This window comes from Paramagnetospirillum caucaseum (assembly GCF_000342045.1).
Taxonomy (GTDB): Bacteria; Pseudomonadota; Alphaproteobacteria; order Rhodospirillales; family Magnetospirillaceae; genus Phaeospirillum; species Phaeospirillum caucaseum.
This window is the reverse complement of sequence record NZ_AONQ01000020.1, coordinates 1-22,464: the sequence shown is the minus strand read 5'-3', so window position 1 is coordinate 22,464 and position 22,464 is coordinate 1. Positions and strand designations below refer to the sequence as shown.

Genomic DNA, 22,464 nt, shown 5'->3' with positions numbered 1-22,464 from the left:
TCCTTGACCAAGCTTGGTCAAGGATGCGCCCGCAATGGCCGCCGGGTCAAGTTCAGCGTATGATGGGGCCATGAACGACGTCCTCCAGGGGTCGCATTTTCCCGGACGCCACTGGCGTGTCCTCGACGACGGGCGGGTGCAGTGCGACGTCTGCCCGCGCGAGTGCCGCTTAAACGACGGGCAGCGGGGGCTGTGCTTCGTGCGGGCCAACGACGGCGGCAAGATGGTGTTGACCACCTATGGCCGCTCGTCGGGGTTCTGCGTCGATCCCGTCGAGAAGAAGCCCTTGAACCACTTCCTGCCCGGCACGCCGATCCTGTCGTTCGGCACGGCGGGCTGCAACCTGACCTGCAAGTTCTGCCAGAACTGGGACATCTCCAAGGCGAAGGAGATCGACCGGCTCAACGATGCCGCCGATCCCGACATGATCGCCCGGGCGGCGGTGCAGCTGGGCTGCCGCTCGGTGGCCTTCACCTACAACGATCCGGTCATCTTCCTGGAATACGCCGTGGACGTGGCCAAGGCCTGCCACGCCCGCGGCCTGAAGACCGTGGCGGTGACCGCCGGTTATATCAAGCCCGAGGCCCGGGCCGAGTTCTACGCCCACATGGATGCCGCCAACGTGGACCTGAAGGCCTTCACCGAGGATTTCTACCACCGCCTGTGCGGCGCCCATCTCGAGGCGGTGAAGGACACCCTGGTCTATCTCAGGCATGAGACCGACGTGTGGTTCGAGGTCACCACCCTTCTGATCCCCGGCGAGAACGACAGCCCGGAGGAGATCGACGCCCAGAGCAAGTGGATGATGGCGGCGCTGGGTCCCGACGTGCCGCTGCACTTCTCCGCCTTCCATCCCGACTGGAAGATGCGCGACAAGGCCAACACGCCGCCCGCCACCCTGACCCGAGCCCGCGACATCGCCCTCGGGAACGGCCTGCGCTACGTCTATACCGGCAACGTCCACGACCCGGCGGGGGGCGGGACCTATTGTTCCGGCTGCGGCGCCCTGCTGATCGGGCGGGACTGGTACGAGCTGTCCACCTGGGGGCTGACCCCCGAGGGCCATTGCCGGGAATGCGGCACGCCGCTGCCGGGGCGCTTCGAGGCGGCGCCGGGCACCTGGGGGCGCAAGCGCCAGCCGGTACGTTTTCAGCGCTGAGGCATATTCCCTTTCCCGCCGGATGTGGTAAAGCTTGCCGCCTCGCGCTCTGACGGGTTTCGGGATTGATGGTGAAACGCTGGTTGCCGTGGGTGCTCAAGGGCGTGCTCTCGGTCGGGCTGATCTGGTTCGCATTCAGGAATGTCGATCTTGCTGCGGCCTGGGGTCAGGCCAAGACGCTTGATCCCTTGATGTTGCTTGCCGCCCTGTCGCTGGGCGTCGCCCAGGTATTCCTCGGCGCCATGCGCTGGTGGCTGGTGCTGCGCGCCCTCAAGGCGGCGTTCTCTGCGCTGCAGGCGCTGCCGGTCTATTATATCGGCGTCTGTTTCTCCATCGTCACCCCGGTGGTGGGCGACGCCATGCGCATGTGGAAGGCGCACCGGTCGGGCCTGTCCCTGCAGGCCAGCGTCAATTCGGTGATGCTGGAGCGTATCGTCACCATCCTGGGGCTGGTCCTGCTGGTGGCGGCCATGCAGCCGCTGCTGCTGGACCGGGTGCCGGAAATTCCCGGAACCTGGGTGTTTCCCCTGCTGTCGGCCGTCGGCATCAGCGGCATCGCCTTCATCAGCCAGCTGGACCGGCTGCCGGTCTCGCTGCACCGCTGGCGGGTGGTGCGGGGGATGGTCCATCTGGCGGGCGATACGCGCAAGCTGTGCCGCCGGGTGCCTTTCAGCCTCGGCACGCTGGCCGTCGCCGTCATCGGCCACGCCAACCTGTCGCTGGTGGTCTATGTCCTGGCCCTGGGACTCGGCCTCGATGTTTCCATCATCGATTGCCTGATCCTGTTCCCGCCGGTCATCCTCGCCCTGACCCTGCCCATCTCCATCGCCGGCTTCGGCCTGCGCGAGAACATCATGATCGTGGCCTTCGGCTATGTCGGGGTCGAACCCGGCTCGGCCGCCGTGCTGGGGCGTGCTGTTCGGGGTGAGCAGCATCGTCACCGCCCTCGCCGGGCGGCCTGATCTGGCTGATGTCGGGCGAGCATCCCAAGCTCGAGGAAATCGAGCACATCGAGGACGAGGCCGACGAGGAAGCGGAAAAGCAGGCGGAAAAGGCCTGATTCACAGTGCCCCCGATCGCCGGGCGGCCCCTGGGCCTGGCCATGTTCCACCGGACTTCGTCCGTCCCAATATGGCATACCCCCTTTCCTTCCGCTCCGGGCGCGCTACATTGGGACAAGTGAATTCCATCCCAATGTCCGAGCGCGAGGATGTCCATGAAGATCGCCTTTTCCAAGCCGTCGCAGCCCACCAGCGGCGCGGTCGCCGTCGGTATTCTTGAAGGCAAGGTGCTGACCGGCGCCGCCCAGGCGCTTGACGCCCAGGCCAAGGGCGGCATTGCCCGCGCCATCGCCGCCTCGGGCCGTTTCGAGGGCAAGAAGGGCCAGACGCTGCTGATCCTGGCTCCCGCTGGGCTGGACCTCGCCCGCGTGCTGCTGGTCGGCCTGGGCAAGGCCAAGGACCTGGATGCCCTGGCGGCCCAGGCCCTTGGCGGCGCCGTGGTGGGCCAGTTGCAGACCTCGGGCGATGCCGAGGTGGCCCTGGCGCTGGACGTCGTCCCCGGCTCGCCGCTGTCGCCGGCCGAGTTCGCCGCCCAGGCGGCGCTGGGGGCGCGGCTGCGCTCGTACCGCTTCGACAAGTACATGACCAAGCAGAAGAAGGAGGACAAGCCCTCCTTGAAGAAGCTGACGCTCATGACCGACGCGGCCGCCGAGGCCAAGGGCGCCTTCGCCGCCCTGGACAAGGTGGCCGACGCGGTGTTCCTGACCCGCGACGTGGTCTCGGAACCCGCCAACGTCATCCACCCCGAATCTCTGGCCGAGAAGGCCGAGAGCCTCAAGGACCTCGGAATCGAGGTCGAGGTGCTGGGCGAGAAGCAGATGAAGAAGCTGGGCATGGGCTCGCTGCTCGGCGTCGGCCAGGGTTCGGAGCGCGAATCCAAACTGGTGGTCATGCGCTGGCAGAATGGAGCCAGGAAGGACGAGGCCCCGGTGGCCTTCGTCGGCAAGGGCGTCACCTTCGATTCGGGCGGCATCTCCATCAAGCCGGGCGCCGGCATGGAGGACATGAAGTGGGACATGGCGGGGGCCGGCGCGGTGATCGGCGCCATGGCCGCCCTAGCCGGGCGCAAGGCCAAGGTCAACGCCGTCGGCGTGGTCGGGCTGGTGGAGAACATGCCGTCGGGCACCGCCCAGCGTCCCGGCGACGTGGTGACCTCCATGTCGGGCCAGACCATCGAGGTGATCAACACCGACGCCGAGGGCCGTCTCGTTCTCGCCGATGCCCTGTGGTACACCCAGGACCGCTTCAAGCCGAAATTCATGGTCGACCTCGCCACCCTGACCGGGGCGATCATCATTGCGCTGGGCAACGAATACGCCGGCCTGATGGCCAGCGACGACAAGCTTGCCGACCGCCTGACCGCCGCCGGCAAGGCGGTGGACGAGAAGCTGTGGCGTCTGCCGCTGGGCGAGTCCTACGACAAGCAGATCAAGTCCGACATCGCCGACATGAAGAATGTCGGCGGGCGGGAAGGCGGCTCCATCACCGCCGCCCAGTTCCTCAAGCGCTTCACCAACGACGTGGCCTGGGCCCATCTCGACATCGCCGGCGTGGCGTGGAGCAAGAAGGACGCCGCCACCGCGCCTAAGGGCGCCACCGCCTTCGGCGTCCGCCTGCTGGACCGGCTGGTGGCCGATTTCTACGAGGAGAAGAAGTAGGAATAATCTGTCTTCCCGAGCTTCGGCGAGGGATCTCCGCCTGATCCGATGGTGCCGGTTTTGACCCGCCGGATCAGGATGAGATCCCTCCGCCCCTCGGTTGTCGGGATGACATGTTTGATAGGGCGTCCATGCGCATCACCTTCCGCTCCCTTCCCGCCACCCCCGACGGCGCCGTCGCCGTCGGGCTGTGGCGGGGGCGTCTGGCCACGCCGTCCTTCACCGCCCTGGATGGCGGTGGGGGGCTGTCCAGGGCGCTGAAGCGCCTGGGCTTCGACGGTGACGCAGGGGAGACCGAGTTGTTGCGCGCTCCGTCGCCGCCGCTGTCCTCGCTGGTGGTGTTCGGGCTGGGCAAGGGGCGCAGACTCACGCCTAGGAAGCTGCGCCGCATCGGCGGAGCCCTGCTGGACGAGTTGGACGAGAGCCGGGCCAAGTCGGTCACATTGCTGCTCGACCTGGCCCCGGATCAGGTGGCGGAACTGGCCTACGGCCTGCGGCTCAAGGGCTATCGCCCGCTGTCCAAATACCGCACCAGGTACGATCCCGACGACGAGGACGACCAGCCGCCGGTGCTGGACGGCGTGGTGGTCTGTTGCGCCGAGCCGGACGAGGCGGCGCGGCTGTTCGCCGCCCGCGAGGCGGTGGCCCAGGGGGTGTTCCTGGCCCGCGACCTCGCCGACGAGCCGGCCAACGCCCTGGGACCGGACGAATTCGCCGGGCGCGCCCGCCTGCTGGAAGCCCTGGGCGTCGAGGTCTCCGTGCTGGACGAGGCGGCGCTGCGCGAGCAGGGCCTCAACCTGCTGGCGGCGGTGGGGCAGGGAAGCCGCCGGCCGCCGCGCCTGGTGCTGCTGCGCTGGAGGGGGGCGGAAGCGCGGCCGCTGGTGCTGGTGGGCAAGGGCGTCACCTTCGACACCGGCGGCATCACCATCAAGGATGCCGAGGACATGGAACTGATGAAGGCCGATATGGCCGGGGCGGCCGCCGTGATCGGCGCCCTCCGCGCCGTGGCGGGGCGCAAGGCCAAGGCCCATGTGTGCGGCGTGCTGGCCCTGGCCGAGAACATGCCCTCGGGCGCGGCCCAGCGGCCCGGCGACGTGGTCAGATCCTTCTCGGGCCAGACCGTCGAGGTGATCGACACCGACGCCGAGGGGCGTCTGGTGCTGGCCGACGCCCTGGCCTGGGCGGCGGCGACGCTGAAGCCCGCCGCCCTGGTGGATATCGCCACGCTCACCGGCACCACCGAGGAACTGCTCGACGCCGAATACGCCGGCCTCTACGTCAACGACGATCTGCTGGCCCGGCGGCTGCTGAAGCACGCCAAGGCGGAGGACGAACCCCTGTGGCGGCTGCCGCTGACCAAGGCCTGCGACGGGGACCTGAAGTCCGACATTGCCGATCTGAAGCACTGCGCCTGGGGCGACGTGCCCGACAACGACGACGCGGCCCGCTTCCTCGAGCATTTCGTACCCGAGGGGCTGCCCTGGGCCCATATCGACATGGCCGGGCGCGAATTCGCCGACGAGGACGATCCGCTCTGTCCCGAGACGGCGACGGGGTACGGGGTGCGGCTGTTCGACGCCCTGGCGGGGGGTTAGCCGCGCGGCCGCGGCGCCGACTGGACGTCGTGGGCGATGGCTTGCAGCAGCAGCTGGAAGCCCAGGATGGTGGGCATGGCGGCCAGCATGACCGTGCCGGCGGTACGCGGCACGCCGCTGCTCACCGAGGCGATCCACTGGCCGATCCCCTCGAACAGGCCGAAGGCCAGCAGCGGCACGCCGATCAGCAGATAGAGCGAGGCGATGGTGAAGTCGCTGATGAAATAGCGGAACAGCAGGCGCTTCAGAAAGCCCCTCGCCAGCAGCGGCGGGAAGTCGCGCAGCACCCTGGCCACCGACAGGGACGAAACCTCGTCGCCATAGCGGGCCGGCATGGCCACGTCCTCCACCGGCAGCCCGGCCATGCCCAGCTGGATCAGCATGTCGCTTTCGAAGAAATAGCGCTCGGCCAGACGGCCCAGGTCGATCTCGTCGAGGGCGCGGCGGTGGATGGCGGTATAGCCGTTGGTGGGGTCCATCACCCCCCACTGGCCCGACGCCGCCTTGACCAGGAACGACAGGGCCGAATTGCCGATCAGGCGGACCGGCGGCATGGCCTTCAATTCGGGCAGATGGCGGAAGCGGTTGCCCTTGGTGTAGTCCACCCGGCCCGAGGCCAGCGGCTCGATCAGCCGGGGCAGTTCGGTCGGGTCCATCTGGCCGTCGCCGTCCATCTTGACGCAGATGTCCGCGCCCAGTTCCAGGGCGCGGCGGTAGCCGGTGACCACCGCGCCGCCGACGCCCTTGTTGACGGCGTGGCGGATCACCTCGACGCGCGGGTCGGCGACCCTGGCCGCCGCATCGCCCGAGCCCTCGGGGCAGCAATCGTCCACCACCAGGATGTGGTCGATGGTGTCGGGAATACCGGCCAGCACCGCCTCGATATGGCGGGTGACCTTGTAGCAGGGGATGATCACGGCGATCGTCATGGCAGGGGATTATACCCACGGCTCGCCGGAACGCCATTCCCATGGTAAACCTGGGGCATGACCCAGATCGGCTTCTACCACCTGATGCGCCTGCCGCTGGAGCAGGCATTGCCCAAGCTGCTGGACAAGGCGCTGGCCGCCGGCTTCCGCGCCGTAGTGTTGGCTGGTTCGGCCGAGCGGGTGGAATTCCTCAACGACCGGCTCTGGACCTACGAGCCGGATTCCTGGCTGCCCCACGGCTCGGCCCGGGACGGCGAGGCGGCGGCCCAGCCCATCTGGCTGACCGATACGGACGAGAACCCCAATCAGGCCACCATCCTGGTGATGTGCGACGGCGCGGAATCGGAGCAGGTGGCGGGGTTCCAGCGCTGCCTCGACCTGTTCGACGGCAACGATTCCGAGGCGGTCGAGAAGGCGCGCGAACGCTGGAAGCGCTGGAAGGCGGCGGGCCACCAACTGGTCTACTACCAGCAGACCGAACGCGGCGGCTGGGAGGAAAAGGCGCGGGGCTAGGCGCTACTCGTAGCGCGTGATGTCGAGCTTTTCCGGCGAATCGGCCACCAGCTGCAGGGCGACGGTGCCGTTGCCGGTGCGGATCAGAAGTTCCAGGAACCAGGTGCCGTCCTCCAGCTCCATGGGCTGGGCGGCACCGATATAGCTGACCCCCTCCACGTCCATGCTGAGGCTGTGGTTGTCGTTGAACGAAATGGCCGCGACCTTCATGGTCGAACACTCCTTCTGGACGCGACCATGAGAGTCGCCCAATTGGCCGGCGGCGTCAATGCGCCGGAAGGGCCGGTTTGGCGGCGTGGTCGGCCGGCAGCGCCACCAGGAAGCGGCAGCCCTGGCCGGGTTCCGACTCGACCCAGATGCGGCCCTGGTGGGTGGTGACGATCTTGCGGCAGATGGCGAGGCCGATGCCGGTGCCCTCGTACTCCCCCTCGCCGTGCAGGCGCTGGAACATGCCGAAGATGCGCTCGAAATGCTCGGGCTCGATGCCCATGCCGTTGTCCTCGACGGCGATCACCCACTCGGCGCCGTCCTGCCGGGCGCTGACGCGGATTTCCGGCTTGCGGTCGGGATGGCGGTACTTGACGGCGTTGCCGATCAGGTTCTGGAACAGCCTGGCCAGTTCGCTGGGGATGCCGGGGAGGGTGGGCAGCGGGGGCACGACGGTCACCCTGGCATCGGCATTGCCGCCGTCCAGGCCGAGATTGGCCGAGGCCTCCGCCACCGTCTCCTCCAGATTGACGCCGGTGAAATCCTCGGTGCCGCGCCCGACCCGCGAATAGTCGAGCAGGCCCTTGATCAGGGCCTCCATGCGCTTGACCCCGGAGACGGCATAGCCGATGAATTCGCGCGACGGGATATCCAGGCGCTCGCCCAGGTGCCGTTCCAGCAGGGTGACGTAGGAGCTGACCATGCGCAGCGGCTGGCGCAAATCGTGGGAGGCCACGTAGGCGAACTGCTCCAGCTCGGCATTGGAGCGTGCCAGTTCGGCGGTCTTGGCCTGCAGTTCCGCCTCGAAGCGGTTGCGGTCCGAGACGTCCACCACGATGCTGCTGAGATAGGCGCGCCCGCCCACGTGCAGGGGCGAGGTATAGACCTCCACGTCGCGGATGCCGCCCGAGGACAGGCGGTGCCTGAAGCGCAGGAACTTGCGCCCCTCGTACTCCACCGCCGCCATTTCCCGACTGATCTCGTCCGGCGCGGCGATGTTGATGTCGCCGATCTGCATCCGCTTCAGCACCTCGATGGGATAGCCGTAGAACAGCGCCGCCGAATCGTTGGCGTCGGTGATGGCGCCGGTCTTGGGATCGATCAGCAGCTTGATGGCCGGGTTGCGGTGGAAACTCTGGCTGTAGAGCTCCTCCCGCTCGGAGATGGCCTGCTGGGCCCGGTGGGAATCAGTGACGTCGCGCCCCACCGTCTGGTAGCCGGTCAGGTTGTCGAGGGAATCGTACAGCGCCGTGGTCCGCCATTCGATCCAGCGTTCCTGGCCGTCGGGACGCACTACCCGGCGATGGTCCTCGCGGTAGGGCTGAACGTGGTTCAGGGCCTGCAGGCAGGACAGCGTGAAGGCGCGCTCCTCCACCGGGACGAGGTCGATCCACTTGCGCCCCACCAACTGGTCGGGCTGCTCGCCGTAGAAGCGGGCATAGGCCCGGTTGACGGTCAGCAACGTGGTGTCGGGAGCATAGCGGTGGATCAGGTCGTCCTGGTCGTTGACCAGGATGCGGTAGCTTTCCTCGCTGGCCTGGAGCGCCGCTTCGGCCCGGCGCCGGTCCCGCTCGCGCCGTTCCAGCTGAACCGCCGCCACCAGGGCCAGGGCGGAGAACACCAGGCCGGCCCCGCCCATGATCAGGGTGTTGATGGTCCAGCGCCGAAGCGCCGCCTGGGTGGTGATGCCCACCGAGACCACCACGGGGTGCTGGTCCAGCGCCTGATAGGAGGCCAGCCGTTCCAGGCCGTCGAAGGCGCTGGGGGCGGTGAAGGTGCCTGCGCGGGCCTTGGGCAGGTATTGGGTGAACAGGGGGCCGGAGCGGATGGAGCTGCCCATGTGGCGGCCGGGATCGGGCAGCCGCGCCATGACGTCGCCGTCCAGGTTGGCGATCACCGCCCGGTCCACCTCGCCTTCCACCACGCCGCTCAGCGCCTCGGTGAAGAATTCGGGGTTCAGCGCCGCCGCCACGATTCCGGCGAAGGTGCCGAGCGGGCTGATGATCGGCCGCGCCACCACCAGGCCGGGCTTGCCGGTCACCGGGCTGATGGCGGGCGGCGCGACGACCAGGCCGGTGCGGAATGGCGCCTTGGCGGCCGTCTCGAAATAGGGGCGGCGGCTGAGGTCGATGCCGACCATGGAGCCGAGGGTGGACGCCGTCACCCGCCCGTCGGCGGCGATCACGAAGACGTTGCGCACTTCGGGCAAGCCGGCGGCGCGATAGCGCATCAGGGTCAGCAGTTCGGCGGCTTGGCCGCCCTTGTCCTGGGAGTGCACGGCCACGTCCTGCAGCATCAGGTCGAGGCCGCGCAGCGAACCGGAAATCCGTTCGGCCACCACGCGGGTCAGCGCTCCGGTCAGGCGGCCGCTGTCGTTGAGCGAATCGCTGCGGTCCCGCCATGCCACCAGGATGCCGCTGGTCCATACGACCAGCAGCACCGCGACCGTGAAGGTCAGTGGCCGATATGCCCTGCCAATGACGTTCAGCCTACCCCCCCCCTGTTCCCCAGGCCTTAGGTTCAGTCGCCCTCGATTCCGCCCATGGCCGCCTGCAGGTAGTTCTGCGTCCCCATCTTGGCCATCAGGTCGATCTGGGTTTCCAGCCAGTCGATGTGTTCCTCGGTATCTTCGAGAATCTCCGCCAGTTCATCGCGGGTGACGAAGTCCTGCTTGGCCTCGCACAGCGCGATGGCCTCGGCCAGGGCCTTGTGCTCGCCCTGCTCCATCTTCAGGTCGGAGGCCAGCATCTCGGCCACGGTCTCGCCGATGCCGAGCTTGCCCAGGTCCTGCAGGTTGGGAAGTCCCTCGAGGAAGAGGATGCGCTCGATGACCTCGTCTGCCTGCTTCATCTCCTCGATGGAATACTTGTAGATCGCCTTGCCCAGATCCTTCAGGCCCCAGTTCTTCAGCATGCGGGCATGCAGGAAGTATTGGTTGATGGCGGTCAGGTGCAGTTTCAGCACGCCGTTCAGGTGGCGCAGGACCTCCTTGTCGCCCTTCATGACGCCCCCCCGGAAATATCGCCGGCCGCCGACTGGATGTAGTTCTGCAGGCCCATGCGCTCGATCAGGCCCAACTGCTGTTCCAGCCACAGGGTGTGATCCTGCTCGGTGTCCTCGAGAATCTTGCCCAGGATGCGCCGGCTGTCGTAGTCGCCCTGCTCCTCGCAATGGGCGATGACCTCCTTCAGCTCGGCGATGACCGCCAGTTCCAGGTCCAGGTCGGCTTTCAGCATGGACGGCACGTCCTTGCCGATGGTCGGCGCCGGCCGCTTGGAGAGGTCGGGGGTGCCTTCCAGGAACAGGATGCGGCGGATCAGCAGGTCGGCGTGGCCGATCTCGTCCTGGCGCTCGTGGTCGATGCGTTCGTAAAGTCTGTGCAGGCCCCATTCCTGGTACATGCGGGAATGCACGAAATACTGGTCCGCGGCCACAAGCTCCCCGACCAAGAGTTTGTTGAGCCTGGATATGACGCTCTTCTTGCCCTTCATCGGCGGTCTCCTGATCCGGAATTGACCCGATATCAGCCTAGCACCCCGCCTTCGGAAGGCAAGGGGGCTGTCGGGGTAAACCCATCAGGTGGTGACGACCTCGGTCTTGATCCAGTCCCGGAAGGCGCGGATGGCCGGGGTCTCGGCCCGGTCGGGTAGGCAGACCAGATGATAGGCGCTGGCCAGCGGGCGTCCGGGGAACAGGGCCACCAGCCTTCCGGCGGCCAGTTCGTCGGAAACCAGGGTCCGCCAGACCAGGGCGGCGCCCAATCCGGCCAGGGCGGCCTCGACCACCAGCGAGGCGTCGCCGAACGGGCGGAGCTTCAGCGGCTCGTCGGGCGCGGCGCCCATCTCGGCCAGCCAGCCCGGCCAGGTGGGGAAGGCCGGGTCCCAGCCCATGAACTCATTAACCAGCAAGGTGGCGCGGGTGAGGTCGGCCAGGTCGCGCAGGCTGCCGGCCAGGCGCGGCGCCGCCACCGCCACCACCTCCTCCAGGCGCAGGCGCTCGACCAGCAGGCCGGGATAGCGGCCCGGGCCGTAGCGGATGCCCACGTCCACCCCCTCGCGGTCGAGGTCCACCAGCCGCAGCGTCGCCGACAGGTGCAGGTCGATGCCGGGATGGGCCTCCTGGAAGCGGGTCAGGCGCGGCACCAGCCAGCGCGCCGCAAAGGCCGGCGGGGCCGAGACCACCAGCGGCCTGGCCGGGCCGTCGGGGGCAAGGCGGCCGACCGCCGAGGCCAGGCGATCGAAGGCATCGCTGAGATCCACGCTGACCAGGGCGGCCGGACGGGTCAGGGACAGCCGCGCCCCGCGATGGAACAGCGCCACTCCCAGGATATCCTCCAGCTGCTTGATCTGCTGGCTGATGGCCGCCGGGGTGACGCCCATCTCCTCGGCGGCGCGGGCGAAGGACAGGTGGCGGGCGGCGGCCTCGAAGGCGTGCAGGGCGCGAAGCGGGGGCAGGCGGCGACGCATGATTAGATTTCCTTACCCCGAGAGCGAGAAAAGCTCGTTTGAGGTCAAGTATTTCCAGAGCGTATCGTCGAGGAATGGATTAGTCTATCTCAATGGAGGCTCCCATGGGCCCGGCCGCGATCTATACCCTTGCCGCCCTGTCCGCCCTGTTCTGGGGGGCCAATTTCAATCTGGCCGGCCCGGTGCTGGCGGACATGGCCCCCATGAACGCGGCGGCGGCGCGCTTCGGGCTGGCGACGCTGATCATGGCGGCGCTGGTGGCCGGGCGCGGCGAGGTCTCCGCCATGCTGGGCATCGCCCGGCGGTACGGCGGGCGGCTGGCCCTGGTGGGGGTGGTCGGCATCGCCGGCTTCAACACGTTGTTCTTCGATGCCATGCGCACGACCACGGCGGTCAACGGTGCGCTGATCATGGCGACCAATCCGCTGCTCACCGCTTTGCTGGCGGCGCTGACCCTGGGCGAGCGGCTTCCCGGCCGCCAGATCGCCGCCATTCCGGTGGCCATGGCCGGGGTGGCCATGGTGGTGCTGGGCGGCGGATCGGCGGGCGGGGCCATGGAATTCGGCCTGGGCGACGTGGAGATGATGGGCGCCAACCTGGCCTGGGCGGGCTACAACGTGCTGGCCCGCAAGCTGACGCCGCCCGGCCCGCAACTGGCCAACACCACCGTGATGATGGCCGCCGGGACCCTGGCGCTGGCGCTGGCCGCCCTGGTGGCCGGCTCGGCCTACACCATGCCCGGCCCCAAGGCGGGGGCGGCGCTACTGCTGATGGCGGTGACCGGCTCGGTGCTGGCCTATCTGTTCTGGAGCATGGCCATCACCCGCCTGGGGGCGGGGCGGACGGCGCTGTTCCTCAATCTGGTGCCGGTGTTCGCCGCTGTCATCGCCACCCTGGGCGGCTCGCCGCCCAACCCGGCCCAGTTGGGAGGCGGTGCGGTGGTGATCGCCGCCGTGGTATTCTCCATGCTGCCGTCGCGGCGGCGCTGCATAGCCTGAGGGAACCGTTGAGAGAGCCCATGACCCATACCGCCAAGCCCGACCTGAAGAACCCCGCCGTCTATCCCCATTGGTGCCGCGAGACCCTGCGCTATTGCGATACCGACCAGCAGGGCCACATCAACAACGTGGCGTTCTCGGTGTTCTGCGAGACGGGGCGCACCCAGTTCCTGCTGGAACCGGACCGGCCGCTGACGCCGCCCGGCACCTTCATGGTCATCGCCCGGCTGGTGCTCGACTTCATCGGCGAGATCCACTGGCCGGGCGAGGTGCGCATCGGCACCGGGGTGACCGGGATCGGCCGCTCCTCGTTCCATCTGGGCCAGGGGGTGTTCGTCGGCGACCGTTGCGTCGCCATCGCCGATTCGGTGCTGGTGCTGGCCGATCAGCAGACGCGGCGTTCGACGCCGCTTCCCGACGATCTGCGGGCCCGGGTCGAGGCGATGATGATCACCGTTCCCGCCTGAGGGTCCAACGGGCGTTCTGTCCCGCCTTGTTGACGGCGTAGCCGTAGATCTTGCCGTCCTCGGTGCGCACGCCCTCGAAGGCGAAGGCGGTTTCGCCGTTCTCGGCGGCCTGCAGGGTCATGGTGCAGGGGCTGACGGCCGTCACCTTGCCCTCGATGACCGCGCCCTGCTTGTAGCCCAGGTTGCGGTTGACGTCGGGCTTCTGCTCCAGCTTCCAGGCCAGGCCCTGGGCATCCCGCCTGAACTCCCATTTGGAATAGGGCGCCACCCAGCGGCCCACCAGCCAGTCGCCGGAATCGGGCCGGGCGGTGTCGCAAGGCGCGTCGGGCAGCGGCTCGGGCGGCGGGGCCTTGGGGCCCTGGGGCAGGTCCTCGGCCCAGGTGGGAGCGGCGGCGAGCAGGCAGCAGAGGGCCAGGGCGGCACGGCGCATGGTGGGGAACCTCATTTCTGGGGAACGGGGAAATAGCCGAGGGAGCGCATGCAGGCGTTCAACCCGGAATCATAGATGCGCTTGGCCTGGGCGCGTTCGTATTCGCGGGTCGGGCTGTAGCTGTCGCGGCCGTCGTCGCGGTAGCCGGAATCCCGGTCGGCCGAGCGGCGGCAGGCGGAATAGTCGCGGCTCCACTGGTCCTTGGGCAATTGCGGATGCATCCAGGGATTGCCGGCGGCGCAGGCGCCCAGCAGCAGGGGAAGCAGGAGGATGATGCGGTATCTCACGGGCGGGCACGCATGGCTGTTGCAAGGCCGGCATTCGGCCACAGCCGGCGCGCCAAGGCAAGGCTTGAACCGCTCCAATCCGTCGGTTGAGGATCGCCCCTCCTTGCGTCTATACTCCGCCCGCGCTTTGCGCTGCGTCGCAGCAACAACCATAAATGTGGAGACGAAGAATGAGCGGCGAGTCGTTGAACGGAATGTATTTCGAGGAATTGTCGGTCGGCCAGTCGGCCATCTTCGCCAAGACCGTCACCGAAGCCGACATCGTCGCCTTCGCCGGCGTGTCGGGCGACTTCAACCCGGTCCACATCAACGAGGAATTCGCCTCCCAGACCATGTTCAAGGGCCGCATCGCCCACGGCATGCTGTCGGCGGCCTTCGTCTCCACCGTGTTCGGCACCAAGCTGCCCGGCCCAGGCTGCATCTACGTCTCGCAGCTGCTGAAGTTCAAGGCTCCGGTGCGCATCGGCGACACCGTCACCGCCCGCGTCGAGGTCACCGCGCTGACCCCGGAAAAGAAGTTCGCCACCTTCAAGACCACCTGCTCGGTGGCCGGCAAGATCGTCATGGACGGCGAAGCCACCCTGATGGTCCCCTCCAAGGGCTGAGGCCAGGCGCCCCCCTCTCCCGGCGGGAGAGGGGGAAGTCTTGCGCTTCGAAGCCTTTTGCACTACCCCTTGCCCCTTGGTTTCTTCCTGGGGTCCAGTCCTTAAGATGCGCCTGATCCGGCATTGCGGCGAGCTTTCCCCCGACCACCGCGGTTGCGTGGTGGCGCTGGGCAATTTCGACGGCGTCCATCTCGGCCATCAGTCGGTGATCCTGACGGCGCGCCGCATCGCCGCCGAACTGGGCGTCGCCCATGCGGTGATGACCTTCGAGCCCCATCCGCGCTCGCTGTTCAATCCCGACCAGCCGCCCTTCCGCCTGACCCCCTTCCGCGTCAAGGCCCGCCTGATCGAGGCGCTGGGCACCGACTTCCTCTATCAGCAGCATTTCGACCGCGACTTTGCCGCCATGACGGCGCTGGAATTCGTCGGCGACGTGCTGGTCTCCTGCCTGAAGGCCAGCCATGTGGTGGTGGGCTACGACTACGTGTTCGGCAAGGGCCGCCTGGGCACCTGCGCCTTCTTGCAGAAATGCGGCGAGGAATCGGGCTTCGGCGTCACCGTGGTGCCGCCCGCCATGTCCGACAGCGGCGAGACCTATTCCTCCACCGCCGTGCGCGACCATCTGGTGGCCGGCCGCCCCGATGCCGCCGCCCGCCTGCTCGGCCATTACTGGGAGGTGGAGGGACGCATTGAGCACGGCGACGCCCGCGGCCGCCTGCTGGGCTTTCCCACCGCCAACCTGCGCCTGGGCGAGTATCAGCGCCCGGCCACCGGCGTCTACGCGGTGCGGGCCGGTATCGACAAGGGCGGGGCCACCATGTGGCATGACGGCGTCGCCAATTTCGGCCGCCGCCCCACCTTCGACAAGACCGACGAACTGATGGAAGTCCACCTGCTCGGCTTCGACGAAGACCTTTACGGCCGCCATCTGCGGGTGGCTCTGGTCGAGCACATCCGCCCGGAACGCCGCTTCGCCGGGCTCAGCGAACTGACCAGCCAGATCGCCGCCGACGTCGAGGCCGGCCGGCGCATGCTGGCCGCCCGCCGATTTTCCGCCGCCGCCGGGCCCATGGTGCCCGTCGCCCCTGCCGTTTGAGAGCCGATCATGAGCGCCGATTACAAGAACACCGTCTTCCTGCCCAAGACCGATTTCCCCATGAAGGGCGAACTGCCCAAGCTGGAGCCCGAGCTGCTGGCCCGCTGGGAGAAGATCGGCCTGTTCGGCCGCCTGCGTGCCACCGCCAAGGGCAGGGAGAAGTTCATCCTTCACGACGGCCCGCCCTACGCCAACGGCAACCTGCATATCGGGCACGCGCTGAACAAGATCCTCAAGGACGTCATCACCCGCTCGCAGCAGATGCTGGGCCGTGATGCCGAGTACGTGCCGGGCTGGGACTGCCACGGCCTGCCCATCGAGTGGAAGATCGAGGAGAAATACCGGGAATCCGGCAAGGACAAGGACGAGGTCGACATCGTCGCCTTCCGCGAGGAATGCCGCCAGTTCGCCGCCAAGTGGATCGGAATTCAAAAGGAAGAGTTCAAGCGTCTCGGCATCACCGGCGATTGGGACCATCCCTACACCACCATGACCAACCACGCCGAATCGGTGATCTGCGCCGAGCTGGGCAAGTTCCTGCTGGACGGCTCGCTCTACAAGGGCGCCAAGCCGGTGCTGTGGTCGGTGGTGGAGAAGACCGCCCTGGCCGAGGCCGAGGTGGAGTATCACGACCACACCTCCATCACCATCTGGGTCAAGTTCCCGGTGGTCACGGCCAGCGTGCCCGAGGTCGAGGGCGCGTCCGTGGTGATCTGGACCACCACGCCGTGGACCATGCCCGGCAACCGCGCCGTCGCCTACGGCGCCGATTTCGACTACGTGGTGGTCGAGGTGGAAAGCGCCGAGCCCGGTTCCCTGGCCGGCGTGGGCGACAGGCTGGTGGTCTGCGCCGATCTGGCCGGGCAGGTGGCCAAGGACGCCAAGTGCGCCTTCAAGATCCTGCATACCCTGAAGGGCGCGGCCTTGGCCGGCACCGTCTGCCATCATCCGCTCAAGCTGCATGAGACGGCGGCGGGCGGCTACGACTTCACCGTGCCGCTGCTGGCCGGCGGCTTCGTCACCACCGACACCGGTACCGGCTTCGTCCACATCGCGCCGGGCCACGGCGAGGACGACTGGCACCTGGGCAAGGAGCATGGGCTGGCCATTCCCGATACCGTGCAGCCCGACGGCAAGTACTTCCCCCATGTGGCGATCTTCGCCGGGATGGAGGTGCTGAACCAGGGCAAGAACGGCAAGTACTACTCCCCCGTCGCCAAGCCGGTGATCGAGGCCATGACCGCCACCGGCAATTTGCTGGCCCACGGCAAGGTGGAGCATTCCTATCCCCATTCCTGGCGCTCCAAGGCGCCGCTGATCTTCCGCAACACGCCGCAATGGTTCATCTCCATGGAGAGCACCGGCCTGCGCGCCAAGGCTCTCCAGGCCATCGCCGACACCCGCTTCGTGCCCGACCAGGGGCGCAACCGCATCGGCTCCATGGTGGAGAACCGCCCCGATTGGTGCGTGTCGCGCCAGCGCGCCTGGGGCGTGCCCATCACCGTGTTCGTGGACAAGAAGACCGGCCAGCCGTTGCGCGACCAGGGCGTCATGGACCGCATCGTCGCCGCCTTTAAGGCCGAGGGCTCCGACGCCTGGTTTACCTCCGATCCTTCGCGCTTCCTGGGGCCGGACCGCGATCCCGCCGATTACGACAAGGTCACCGACATTCTCGATGTCTGGTTCGATTCCGGCTGCACCCACGCCTTCGTGCTGGAGGGCGAGGAGTGGCCGCGCCTGTCGTGGCCGGCGTCGCTGTATCTGGAGGGTTCGGACCAGCATCGCGGCTGGTTCCATTCCTCCCTGCTGGAATCCTGCGGCACCAGGGGCCGCGCCCCCTATGACGCGGTGCTGACCCACGGCTTCGTCCTCGACGAGGACGGCCGCAAGATGAGCAAGTCGCTGGGCAACGTGGTGGCGCCGCAGGAAGTGGTGGGCAGCATGGGTGCCGACATCCTGCGCCTGTGGGTGGTGGGCTCGGACTATTCCGACGACCTGCGCATCGGCCCCGAGATCCTCAAGACCCAGGTGGATATCTACCGCCGCCTGCGCAACACGCTGCGCTATCTGCTGGGGGCGCTCGACGGCTTCACGGATGCGGAAAAGCTGCCGGCGGCCGAGATGCCCGAGTTGGAGCGCTGGGTTCTGCACCGCCTGACCGAACTGGATGCGCAGTTCAGGGATGCCTGCGACGGTTTCCAATTCCACGGGCTGTTCACCGAACTGCACAATTTCTGCGCCGTCGACCTCTCGGCCTTCTACTTCGACATCCGGAAGGACGCGCTGTACTGCGACGCGGCCTCGTCCATCCGCCGCCGGGCGGCGCGCACGGTAATGGATATCGTGCTCGACGCCCTGACCAAGTGGCTGGCCCCCTTCCTGTGCTTCACCGCCGAGCAGGCCTGGCTGGCCCGCCATCCGTCCGAGGACGGTTCGGTCCATCTGGAGCTGTTCCCCGAGATACCGGCCGAGTGGCGCGACGGGGACCTGGCCGCCAAATGGGCCAGAATCCGCGACGTGCGCAAGGTGGTCACCGGCGCCCTGGAGATCGAACGGCGCGAAAAGCGCATCGGATCGAGCCTGCAGGCCAGCCCGCGCCTGACCGTGTCCTCGGAAATTCATGAGTTGCTGACCGGCCTCGACATGGCGGAAATCTGCATCACGTCGGGTATCCGCGTCATCGACGGCCTGCCGGCCGAGGGCGAATTCCAACTGCCCGAGGTGCCCGGCGTCTCGGTGTCGCCCAATCCGGCCGAGGGCGAGAAATGCCAGCGCTGCTGGAAGGTGTTGCACGAGGTGGGAACCGCCCGGCACGAGGGCGCCTGCCACCGCTGCTCCGACGCGGTCGAGGCGGGGTAGGGCGATGATGCTGTCCAACGCGCTGCCCCGGGGGCTGTCCGTCGCCGGCCTGATCATCCTCCTCGACCAGTTGTCCAAGTACTGGATCATCGAGAAGGTGATGCGGCCCGAAGGCGTGGACGGCACGCCGTTCCATTCCGCCACCCGCATCGAGGTGCTGCCGTTCTTCGATCTGGTGATGGCCTGGAACCGAGGCGTCAGCTTCGGCATCGGCAATAGCGGCGGGGAATGGAACGCGGTGATCCTCTCGGCCCTGGCGGTGGCCATCTGCGTCGGCATGGCCGTCTGGCTGGCCAAGGCCGAGACCCTGCCGCTGCAACTGGCGCTGGGCGGCATCATCGGCGGCGCGCTGGGCAACGTCATCGACCGGGCGCGGTTCGGGGCGGTGGCCGACTTCCTCGACGTCCATGTGGCGGGCTATCACTGGCCGGCCTTCAACGTGGCGGATTCGGCCATTACCATCGGCGCGGTTTTTCTCATCGCCGACTCCTTGTTTGCCGGCCGGGATTCGTCTAAGAATTAAGGCCATGAAGACCAAGCGCCCCACCACCCGCCTGTCCACCGCCCGCCTGCTGGCCCTGGCCGCCCTGCTGGCGCCGGTGGCGTTGTCCGCCTGCACCGACGTCAAGCGCTCGCTTGGCTACGAGAAGCAGCCGCCGGACGAATTCCAGGTGGTGCAGCGCGCGCCGCTCTCCATGCCGCCGGAATTCACCCTGCGGCCGCCGCAGCCGGGCGCCGTCCGGCCGCAGGAAGGCACGACCCGCGATCAGGCCCGCCAGGTCCTGGTGGGCGGGCGCACCGCCACCCCCATCTCGACCGAGGGCCGCACCGCCGGCGATCTGGCCATGATGAAGCGGGTCGGCGCCGATTCCATCCAGCCCGAGATCCGCGTCCTGGTGAACAAGGAAAGCCAGGCCCTGGTCGAGGCGGACAAGAGCTTCCAGGACCGCGTCATGTTCTGGCGCAAGGCCGAGCCCCCGGGCACCGCCGTGGACGCCACCAAGGAGACCCAGCGCCTGCGCGAGAATCAGGCGCTCGGCAAGTCGGTGTCCGAGGGCGAGACCCCCCAGGTCCAGCGCCGCAAGAAGGCCTGGCTGGAAGGCGTCTTCAACTAGCATCCCGCCACCGTCGCCGCCGCCGGGCCGTCGCGCCCGGCATGACGGTTTGTTCAGGTTGCTTGCCAAGCCCCACAATACGGCCCATATCCGTCGCGTCTGATTTTCAGGAGGCCCGATGAGCCCGATCCGTTCGTGCGCGCTGTTTCTGGGGGCGCTGCTGGCTGCCGTTCCGGCCTGGGCCGGGGTATTCGACCCGGCGACCTTCACCCTGTCCAACGGCATGCAGGTGGTGGTGATCTCCAACCGCCGGGTGCCCATCGTCAGCCACATGGTCTGGTACAAGGTGGGCGCCGCCGACGAGAATCCGGGCAAGAGCGGCATCGCCCATCTGCTGGAACACCTGATGTTCAAGGGTACGCCCGCGATTCCCCCCGGCGAGTTCTCCAAGATCGTGGCGCGCAACGGCGGCCGCGACAACGCCTTCACCTCGTCGGACTACACCGGCTATTACCAGAACGTCGCCGCCGACAAGCTGGAACTGGTGATGCGCATGGAGGCCGACCGCATGACCAATCTGGTGCTGGGCGAGGCCGATTTCCGCACCGAGCGGGACGTGGTGCTGGAGGAGCGCCGCTCGCGCACCGACAACAATCCCGCCGCCCTGCTGGGCGAGCAGATGGAAGCGGCGCTCTACCTCAACTCGCCCTACCGCCGCCCGATCATCGGCTGGCCCGACGAGATCGCCGCGCTCACCCTGTACGACGCCCTGGCCTTCTACCGCCGCTGGTACGCCCCCAACAACGCCATCCTGGTGGTGGCCGGCGACGTGACGGCCGAGACGGTGCGGCCCCTGGCCGAGAAGTATTATGGCGGCATTCCCCGCGCCGACACCCCGCCGCGCGCCCGTACCGAGGAGCCGCCCCATCGGGCCGAGCGCCGGGTGACGCTGAAGGACGGCCGGGTCGCCCAGCCGTCGTGGAGCCGCCTCTACCTCGCCCCCAGCCTGGGCGGCGGGGCGCGCGAATTGGCCTATCCGCTGGAAGTACTGGCCGATCTGGTGGGCGGCGGCGCCACCTCGCGGCTCTACCGCTCCCTGGTGGTGGACAAGGGGGCGGCGGCCGCCGCCAGCGCCGCCTACGATCCCGTCGCGGTCGGCCAGACCACCTTCCGGGTGGCGGCGGTGCCGCGTCCCGGCGTGCCGTTGGACAAGCTGGAGACCCTGATCGAGCAGGAACTGGCCCGTATCCTCAAGGACGGTTTCACCGCCGAGGAGATCGAGCGCGCCAAGGCCCGCCTGCGGGCCAGCGCCGCCTATGGCCGCGATTCGCTCCATACCGGGGCGCAGACCCTGGGCCAGGCCCTGGCCTCGGGTGTTTCCGTCGAGGAAGTGGAGTCCTGGCCCGAACGGATCGAGGCCGTGACCCCCGAGCAGGTGGCCAAGGCCGCCGCCGCATTGTTCAAGCCGGCCTCGTCGGTGACCGGCCTGCTGCTGCCCGATCCCGCCGCCGTTCCGCCCCCCGGCCGGGCAGCGCCGCCGCCTCCGGGCCGCCCGACCAAGGGAGTGCATTGAGATGCTGGGGCGTATCGCCGTCCTGCTGGGCCTGCTGCTGTTCAGCCTGCCCGCCGCCGCCGTCACCGTCGAGAAGGTGACCAGCGCCTCGGGCATCGAGGCCTGGCTGGTTCGTGACCATTCCAACCCGATCATCGCCATGGAGGTGGCCTTCAGGGGCGGCGCCGCCCATGACCCGGCGGCCAAGTCCGGGCTGGCCGGCATGATGGCCGCCCTGCTGGACGAAGGGGCCGGTCCCCACGATTCCCAGGCGTTCCAGCAGATTCTCGAGGACAAGGTGATCAGCCTGGGCTTCAACGCCGGCCGCGATTCCTTCGCCGGGCATTTGAAGACCCTGTCCGAGAACAAGGATACCGCCTTCGACCTGTTCCGGCTGGCGCTCTCCCAGCCGCGCTTCGACAAGGAGCCGGTGGAGCGAATCCGCGGCCAGTTGCTGGCCGGGTTGATGCGTGAAAGCCAGGACCCCAACGCCCAGGCGTCGCGCCGCTTCTTCGAGGTGGCCTTCGCCGGCCACGCTTACGCCCGCTCGCCGCGCGGCACCCTGGAAAGCGTCAAGGCCATCCAGGTCGCCGATCTGCGCGCCCTGGCCAAGGCGCAGTTGATCCGCGACCGGCTGGTGGTCGGCGTGGTGGGCGACATCAGCCCCGAGGAACTGGCGCGCCGTCTCGACGCGGTGTTCGGCGCCCTGCCGGCCAGCGGTCCGCTGGGCGTCATTCCCGATGTCGATGCGGCGCCGCCGGCCGGTCTGGCGGTGATCCCCAAGGACAACCCCCAGACCTTGGCCCTGTTCGGCCTGCCCGGCCTGCGCCGCAACGATCCCGACTGGTACGCCGCTTATGTGGTGAACTACGTCCTGGGCGGCGGCGGCTTTTCGTCGCGCCTGACCGAGGAGGTGCGGGAAAAGCGCGGACTGGCCTATTCCGTCACCTCGTACCTGATGCCCTTTGCCCATTCGGGGCTGATCGTCGGCTCGGTGGCCACCGAGAACTCGCGCTTTCCCGAATCGGTCCGCCTGATCAAGGAGGAGTTCCGCCGCATGCAGGGCGAGGGCCCGAGCGAGAAGGAGTTGGCCGACGCCAAGACCTATCTCAACGGCTCATTCCCGCTGTCGCAGGATTCCACCGCCGCCATCGCCGGGCTGCTGGTCCAGATGCAGGTGGACAAGCTCGGCATCGACTTCCTCGACCGGCGGGCGGCGATGATCTCGGCGGTGAGCCTGGAGGATGCCCGGCGTGCCGCCAGACGGCTGCTCGACCCCGACGCGCTGTCCTTCGTGGCGGTGGGAAAGCCGGCCCAATAGAAGAGAGGCGGGCGGGACGCCCGCGCTCCGGCCGGATTTGGAGCGCGGGCGTCCCGGCCATTGTCCAAGAGTGGAGCGCGGGCGTCCCGCCCGCAGGCCCCTTACTTCTGCTTGGTCAGTTGGTCGATCTGCTTCTGCAGGGCCGAAACGCTGGCCTGCAGGTCCTCGACCTTGGGCGAGGAACCGTCGGCGCCCTGGGGGTAGAA

At 68.1% G+C, this 22,464-nt stretch carries 22 protein-coding genes; 14 read left to right on the top strand and 8 right to left on the bottom strand.

Features of this window, described 5'->3' with window-relative positions; translation table 11 throughout:
• Positions 1-70: 70 nt before the first annotated feature.
• The 4 genes from amrS (at position 71) to H261_RS09095 (ending at position 5,473) form a co-directional block, all read left to right on the top strand.
• On the top strand, positions 71-1,159 hold the full coding sequence (gene amrS / locus H261_RS09110; protein WP_008616705.1) for an AmmeMemoRadiSam system radical SAM enzyme: 1,089 nt from the start codon (positions 71-73) through the stop codon (positions 1,157-1,159).
• 68 nt (positions 1,160-1,227) lie between these two features.
• Complete coding sequence (locus H261_RS09105; protein WP_008616704.1) at positions 1,228-2,121, top strand: lysylphosphatidylglycerol synthase transmembrane domain-containing protein; 894 nt, start codon at positions 1,228-1,230, stop codon at positions 2,119-2,121.
• 254 nt (positions 2,122-2,375) lie between these two features.
• Positions 2,376-3,878 carry a leucyl aminopeptidase gene (locus tag H261_RS09100; protein ID WP_008616703.1) on the top strand — a complete coding sequence of 501 codons (1,503 nt, stop codon included), beginning with the start codon at positions 2,376-2,378 and terminating at the stop codon, positions 3,876-3,878.
• 131 nt (positions 3,879-4,009) lie between these two features.
• Entirely contained in the window at positions 4,010-5,473 is a 1,464-nt protein-coding gene (locus H261_RS09095; protein WP_008616701.1) for a leucyl aminopeptidase, read from the top strand.
• Here the strand turns inward: H261_RS09095 and H261_RS09090 are convergent.
• A complete protein-coding gene (locus H261_RS09090) occupies positions 5,470-6,402 on the bottom strand; it encodes a glycosyltransferase family 2 protein (RefSeq protein WP_008616699.1) in 933 nt (310 codons plus the stop codon). The genes H261_RS09095 and H261_RS09090 overlap by 4 nt on opposite strands.
• 57 nt (positions 6,403-6,459) lie before the next feature.
• Here H261_RS09090 and H261_RS09085 point away from each other — a divergent pair, with 57 nt between their 5' ends.
• Positions 6,460-6,915: a DNA polymerase III subunit chi gene (locus tag H261_RS09085; RefSeq protein ID WP_008616692.1), complete on the top strand. Its 456-nt coding sequence runs from the start codon at positions 6,460-6,462 to the stop codon at positions 6,913-6,915.
• A 3-nt stretch (positions 6,916-6,918) separates the two neighbouring features.
• On the opposite strand, the gene H261_RS09080 is transcribed toward H261_RS09085, so the two are convergent.
• The 5 genes from H261_RS09080 to H261_RS09060 all read right to left on the bottom strand — a co-directional run bounded on the left by H261_RS09080 (position 6,919) and on the right by H261_RS09060 (position 11,588).
• Positions 6,919-7,125 (bottom strand): hypothetical protein, encoded by a 207-nt coding sequence (locus tag H261_RS09080; protein WP_008616688.1) that lies wholly within the window; start codon positions 7,123-7,125, stop codon positions 6,919-6,921.
• A gap of 55 nt (positions 7,126-7,180) precedes the next feature.
• Positions 7,181-9,562 carry an ATP-binding protein gene (locus H261_RS09075; protein WP_008616687.1) on the bottom strand — a complete coding sequence of 794 codons (2,382 nt, stop codon included), beginning with the start codon at positions 9,560-9,562 and terminating at the stop codon, positions 7,181-7,183.
• An 80-nt stretch (positions 9,563-9,642) separates the two neighbouring features.
• Positions 9,643-10,125: a bacterioferritin gene (gene bfr / locus H261_RS09070; RefSeq protein WP_008616686.1), complete on the bottom strand. Its 483-nt coding sequence runs from the start codon at positions 10,123-10,125 to the stop codon at positions 9,643-9,645.
• On the bottom strand, positions 10,122-10,613 hold the full coding sequence (gene bfr / locus H261_RS09065; protein WP_008616685.1) for a bacterioferritin: 492 nt from the start codon (positions 10,611-10,613) through the stop codon (positions 10,122-10,124). The genes bfr (H261_RS09070) and bfr (H261_RS09065) overlap by 4 nt, the downstream gene beginning before the upstream one ends.
• Positions 10,614-10,697: 84 nt before the next feature.
• Positions 10,698-11,588, bottom strand: a complete 891-nt coding sequence (locus H261_RS09060) for a LysR substrate-binding domain-containing protein (RefSeq protein WP_008616684.1) — start codon at positions 11,586-11,588, stop codon at positions 10,698-10,700.
• Positions 11,589-11,692: 104 nt separating this feature from the next.
• On the opposite strand from H261_RS09060, the gene H261_RS26500 reads away from it, so the two are divergent.
• Positions 11,693-12,586 carry a DMT family transporter gene (locus tag H261_RS26500; RefSeq protein ID WP_040476103.1) on the top strand — a complete coding sequence of 298 codons (894 nt, stop codon included), beginning with the start codon at positions 11,693-11,695 and terminating at the stop codon, positions 12,584-12,586.
• A gap of 20 nt (positions 12,587-12,606) precedes the next feature.
• Positions 12,607-13,053, top strand: a complete 447-nt coding sequence (locus tag H261_RS09050) for an acyl-CoA thioesterase (RefSeq protein ID WP_008616682.1) — start codon at positions 12,607-12,609, stop codon at positions 13,051-13,053.
• On the opposite strand, the gene H261_RS09045 is transcribed toward H261_RS09050, so the two are convergent.
• A complete protein-coding gene (locus H261_RS09045) occupies positions 13,037-13,483 on the bottom strand; it encodes a hypothetical protein (protein WP_008616681.1) in 447 nt (148 codons plus the stop codon). The genes H261_RS09050 and H261_RS09045 overlap by 17 nt on opposite strands.
• A gap of 11 nt (positions 13,484-13,494) precedes the next feature.
• On the bottom strand, positions 13,495-13,770 hold the full coding sequence (locus tag H261_RS09040) for a hypothetical protein (protein WP_008616680.1): 276 nt from the start codon (positions 13,768-13,770) through the stop codon (positions 13,495-13,497).
• A gap of 170 nt (positions 13,771-13,940) precedes the next feature.
• On the opposite strand from H261_RS09040, the gene H261_RS09035 reads away from it, so the two are divergent.
• The 7 genes from H261_RS09035 to H261_RS09005 all read left to right on the top strand — a co-directional run bounded on the left by H261_RS09035 (position 13,941) and on the right by H261_RS09005 (position 22,258).
• Positions 13,941-14,375, top strand: a complete 435-nt coding sequence (locus H261_RS09035; RefSeq protein WP_008616671.1) for a MaoC family dehydratase — start codon at positions 13,941-13,943, stop codon at positions 14,373-14,375.
• 106 nt (positions 14,376-14,481) lie between these two features.
• Positions 14,482-15,471, top strand: coding sequence for a bifunctional riboflavin kinase/FAD synthetase (locus H261_RS09030; protein ID WP_008616670.1), 990 nt, complete (start codon positions 14,482-14,484; stop codon positions 15,469-15,471).
• 9 nt (positions 15,472-15,480) lie between these two features.
• Positions 15,481-18,330 (top strand): isoleucine--tRNA ligase, encoded by a 2,850-nt coding sequence (ileS, locus tag H261_RS09025; protein ID WP_008616669.1) that lies wholly within the window; start codon positions 15,481-15,483, stop codon positions 18,328-18,330.
• A gap of 4 nt (positions 18,331-18,334) precedes the next feature.
• Positions 18,335-18,853, top strand: coding sequence for a signal peptidase II (gene lspA / locus H261_RS09020; protein WP_008616668.1), 519 nt, complete (start codon positions 18,335-18,337; stop codon positions 18,851-18,853).
• A 4-nt stretch (positions 18,854-18,857) separates the two neighbouring features.
• A complete protein-coding gene (locus tag H261_RS09015; protein WP_008616667.1) occupies positions 18,858-19,445 on the top strand; it encodes a DUF3035 domain-containing protein in 588 nt (195 codons plus the stop codon).
• A gap of 118 nt (positions 19,446-19,563) precedes the next feature.
• Positions 19,564-20,958: a M16 family metallopeptidase gene (locus H261_RS09010; protein WP_008616666.1), complete on the top strand. Its 1,395-nt coding sequence runs from the start codon at positions 19,564-19,566 to the stop codon at positions 20,956-20,958.
• A gap of 1 nt (position 20,959) precedes the next feature.
• Entirely contained in the window at positions 20,960-22,258 is a 1,299-nt protein-coding gene (locus H261_RS09005) for a M16 family metallopeptidase (RefSeq protein WP_008616665.1), read from the top strand.
• The last annotated feature ends 206 nt before the right edge of the window (positions 22,259-22,464 follow it).

Excerpts from the sequence above, each read along its gene's own strand:
- H261_RS09035 (WP_008616671.1), top strand. The coding sequence starts at position 13,941 with ATGAGCGGCGAGTCGTTGAACGGAATGTATTTCGAGGAATTGTCGGTC.
- H261_RS09105 (WP_008616704.1), top strand. The coding sequence starts at position 1,228 with ATGGTGAAACGCTGGTTGCCGTGGGTGCTCAAGGGCGTGCTCTCGGTC.
- H261_RS09045 (WP_008616681.1), bottom strand. The coding sequence starts at position 13,483 with ATGCGCCGTGCCGCCCTGGCCCTCTGCTGCCTGCTCGCCGCCGCTCCC.
- bfr (WP_008616685.1), bottom strand. The coding sequence starts at position 10,613 with ATGAAGGGCAAGAAGAGCGTCATATCCAGGCTCAACAAACTCTTGGTC.
- H261_RS09005 (WP_008616665.1), top strand. The coding sequence starts at position 20,960 with ATGCTGGGGCGTATCGCCGTCCTGCTGGGCCTGCTGCTGTTCAGCCTG.
- H261_RS09060 (WP_008616684.1), bottom strand. The coding sequence starts at position 11,588 with ATGCGTCGCCGCCTGCCCCCGCTTCGCGCCCTGCACGCCTTCGAGGCC.
- H261_RS09050 (WP_008616682.1), top strand. The coding sequence starts at position 12,607 with ATGACCCATACCGCCAAGCCCGACCTGAAGAACCCCGCCGTCTATCCC.
- H261_RS09010 (WP_008616666.1), top strand. The coding sequence starts at position 19,564 with ATGAGCCCGATCCGTTCGTGCGCGCTGTTTCTGGGGGCGCTGCTGGCT.
- H261_RS09095 (WP_008616701.1), top strand. The coding sequence starts at position 4,010 with ATGCGCATCACCTTCCGCTCCCTTCCCGCCACCCCCGACGGCGCCGTC.
- H261_RS09085 (WP_008616692.1), top strand. The coding sequence starts at position 6,460 with ATGACCCAGATCGGCTTCTACCACCTGATGCGCCTGCCGCTGGAGCAG.
- bfr (WP_008616686.1), bottom strand. The coding sequence starts at position 10,125 with ATGAAGGGCGACAAGGAGGTCCTGCGCCACCTGAACGGCGTGCTGAAA.
- H261_RS09090 (WP_008616699.1), bottom strand. The coding sequence starts at position 6,402 with ATGACGATCGCCGTGATCATCCCCTGCTACAAGGTCACCCGCCATATC.
- H261_RS09080 (WP_008616688.1), bottom strand. The coding sequence starts at position 7,125 with ATGAAGGTCGCGGCCATTTCGTTCAACGACAACCACAGCCTCAGCATG.
- amrS (WP_008616705.1), top strand. The coding sequence starts at position 71 with ATGAACGACGTCCTCCAGGGGTCGCATTTTCCCGGACGCCACTGGCGT.
- lspA (WP_008616668.1), top strand. The coding sequence starts at position 18,335 with ATGATGCTGTCCAACGCGCTGCCCCGGGGGCTGTCCGTCGCCGGCCTG.
- H261_RS09100 (WP_008616703.1), top strand. The coding sequence starts at position 2,376 with ATGAAGATCGCCTTTTCCAAGCCGTCGCAGCCCACCAGCGGCGCGGTC.
- H261_RS26500 (WP_040476103.1), top strand. The coding sequence starts at position 11,693 with ATGGGCCCGGCCGCGATCTATACCCTTGCCGCCCTGTCCGCCCTGTTC.
- H261_RS09015 (WP_008616667.1), top strand. The coding sequence starts at position 18,858 with ATGAAGACCAAGCGCCCCACCACCCGCCTGTCCACCGCCCGCCTGCTG.
- ileS (WP_008616669.1), top strand. The coding sequence starts at position 15,481 with ATGAGCGCCGATTACAAGAACACCGTCTTCCTGCCCAAGACCGATTTC.
- H261_RS09030 (WP_008616670.1), top strand. The coding sequence starts at position 14,482 with ATGCGCCTGATCCGGCATTGCGGCGAGCTTTCCCCCGACCACCGCGGT.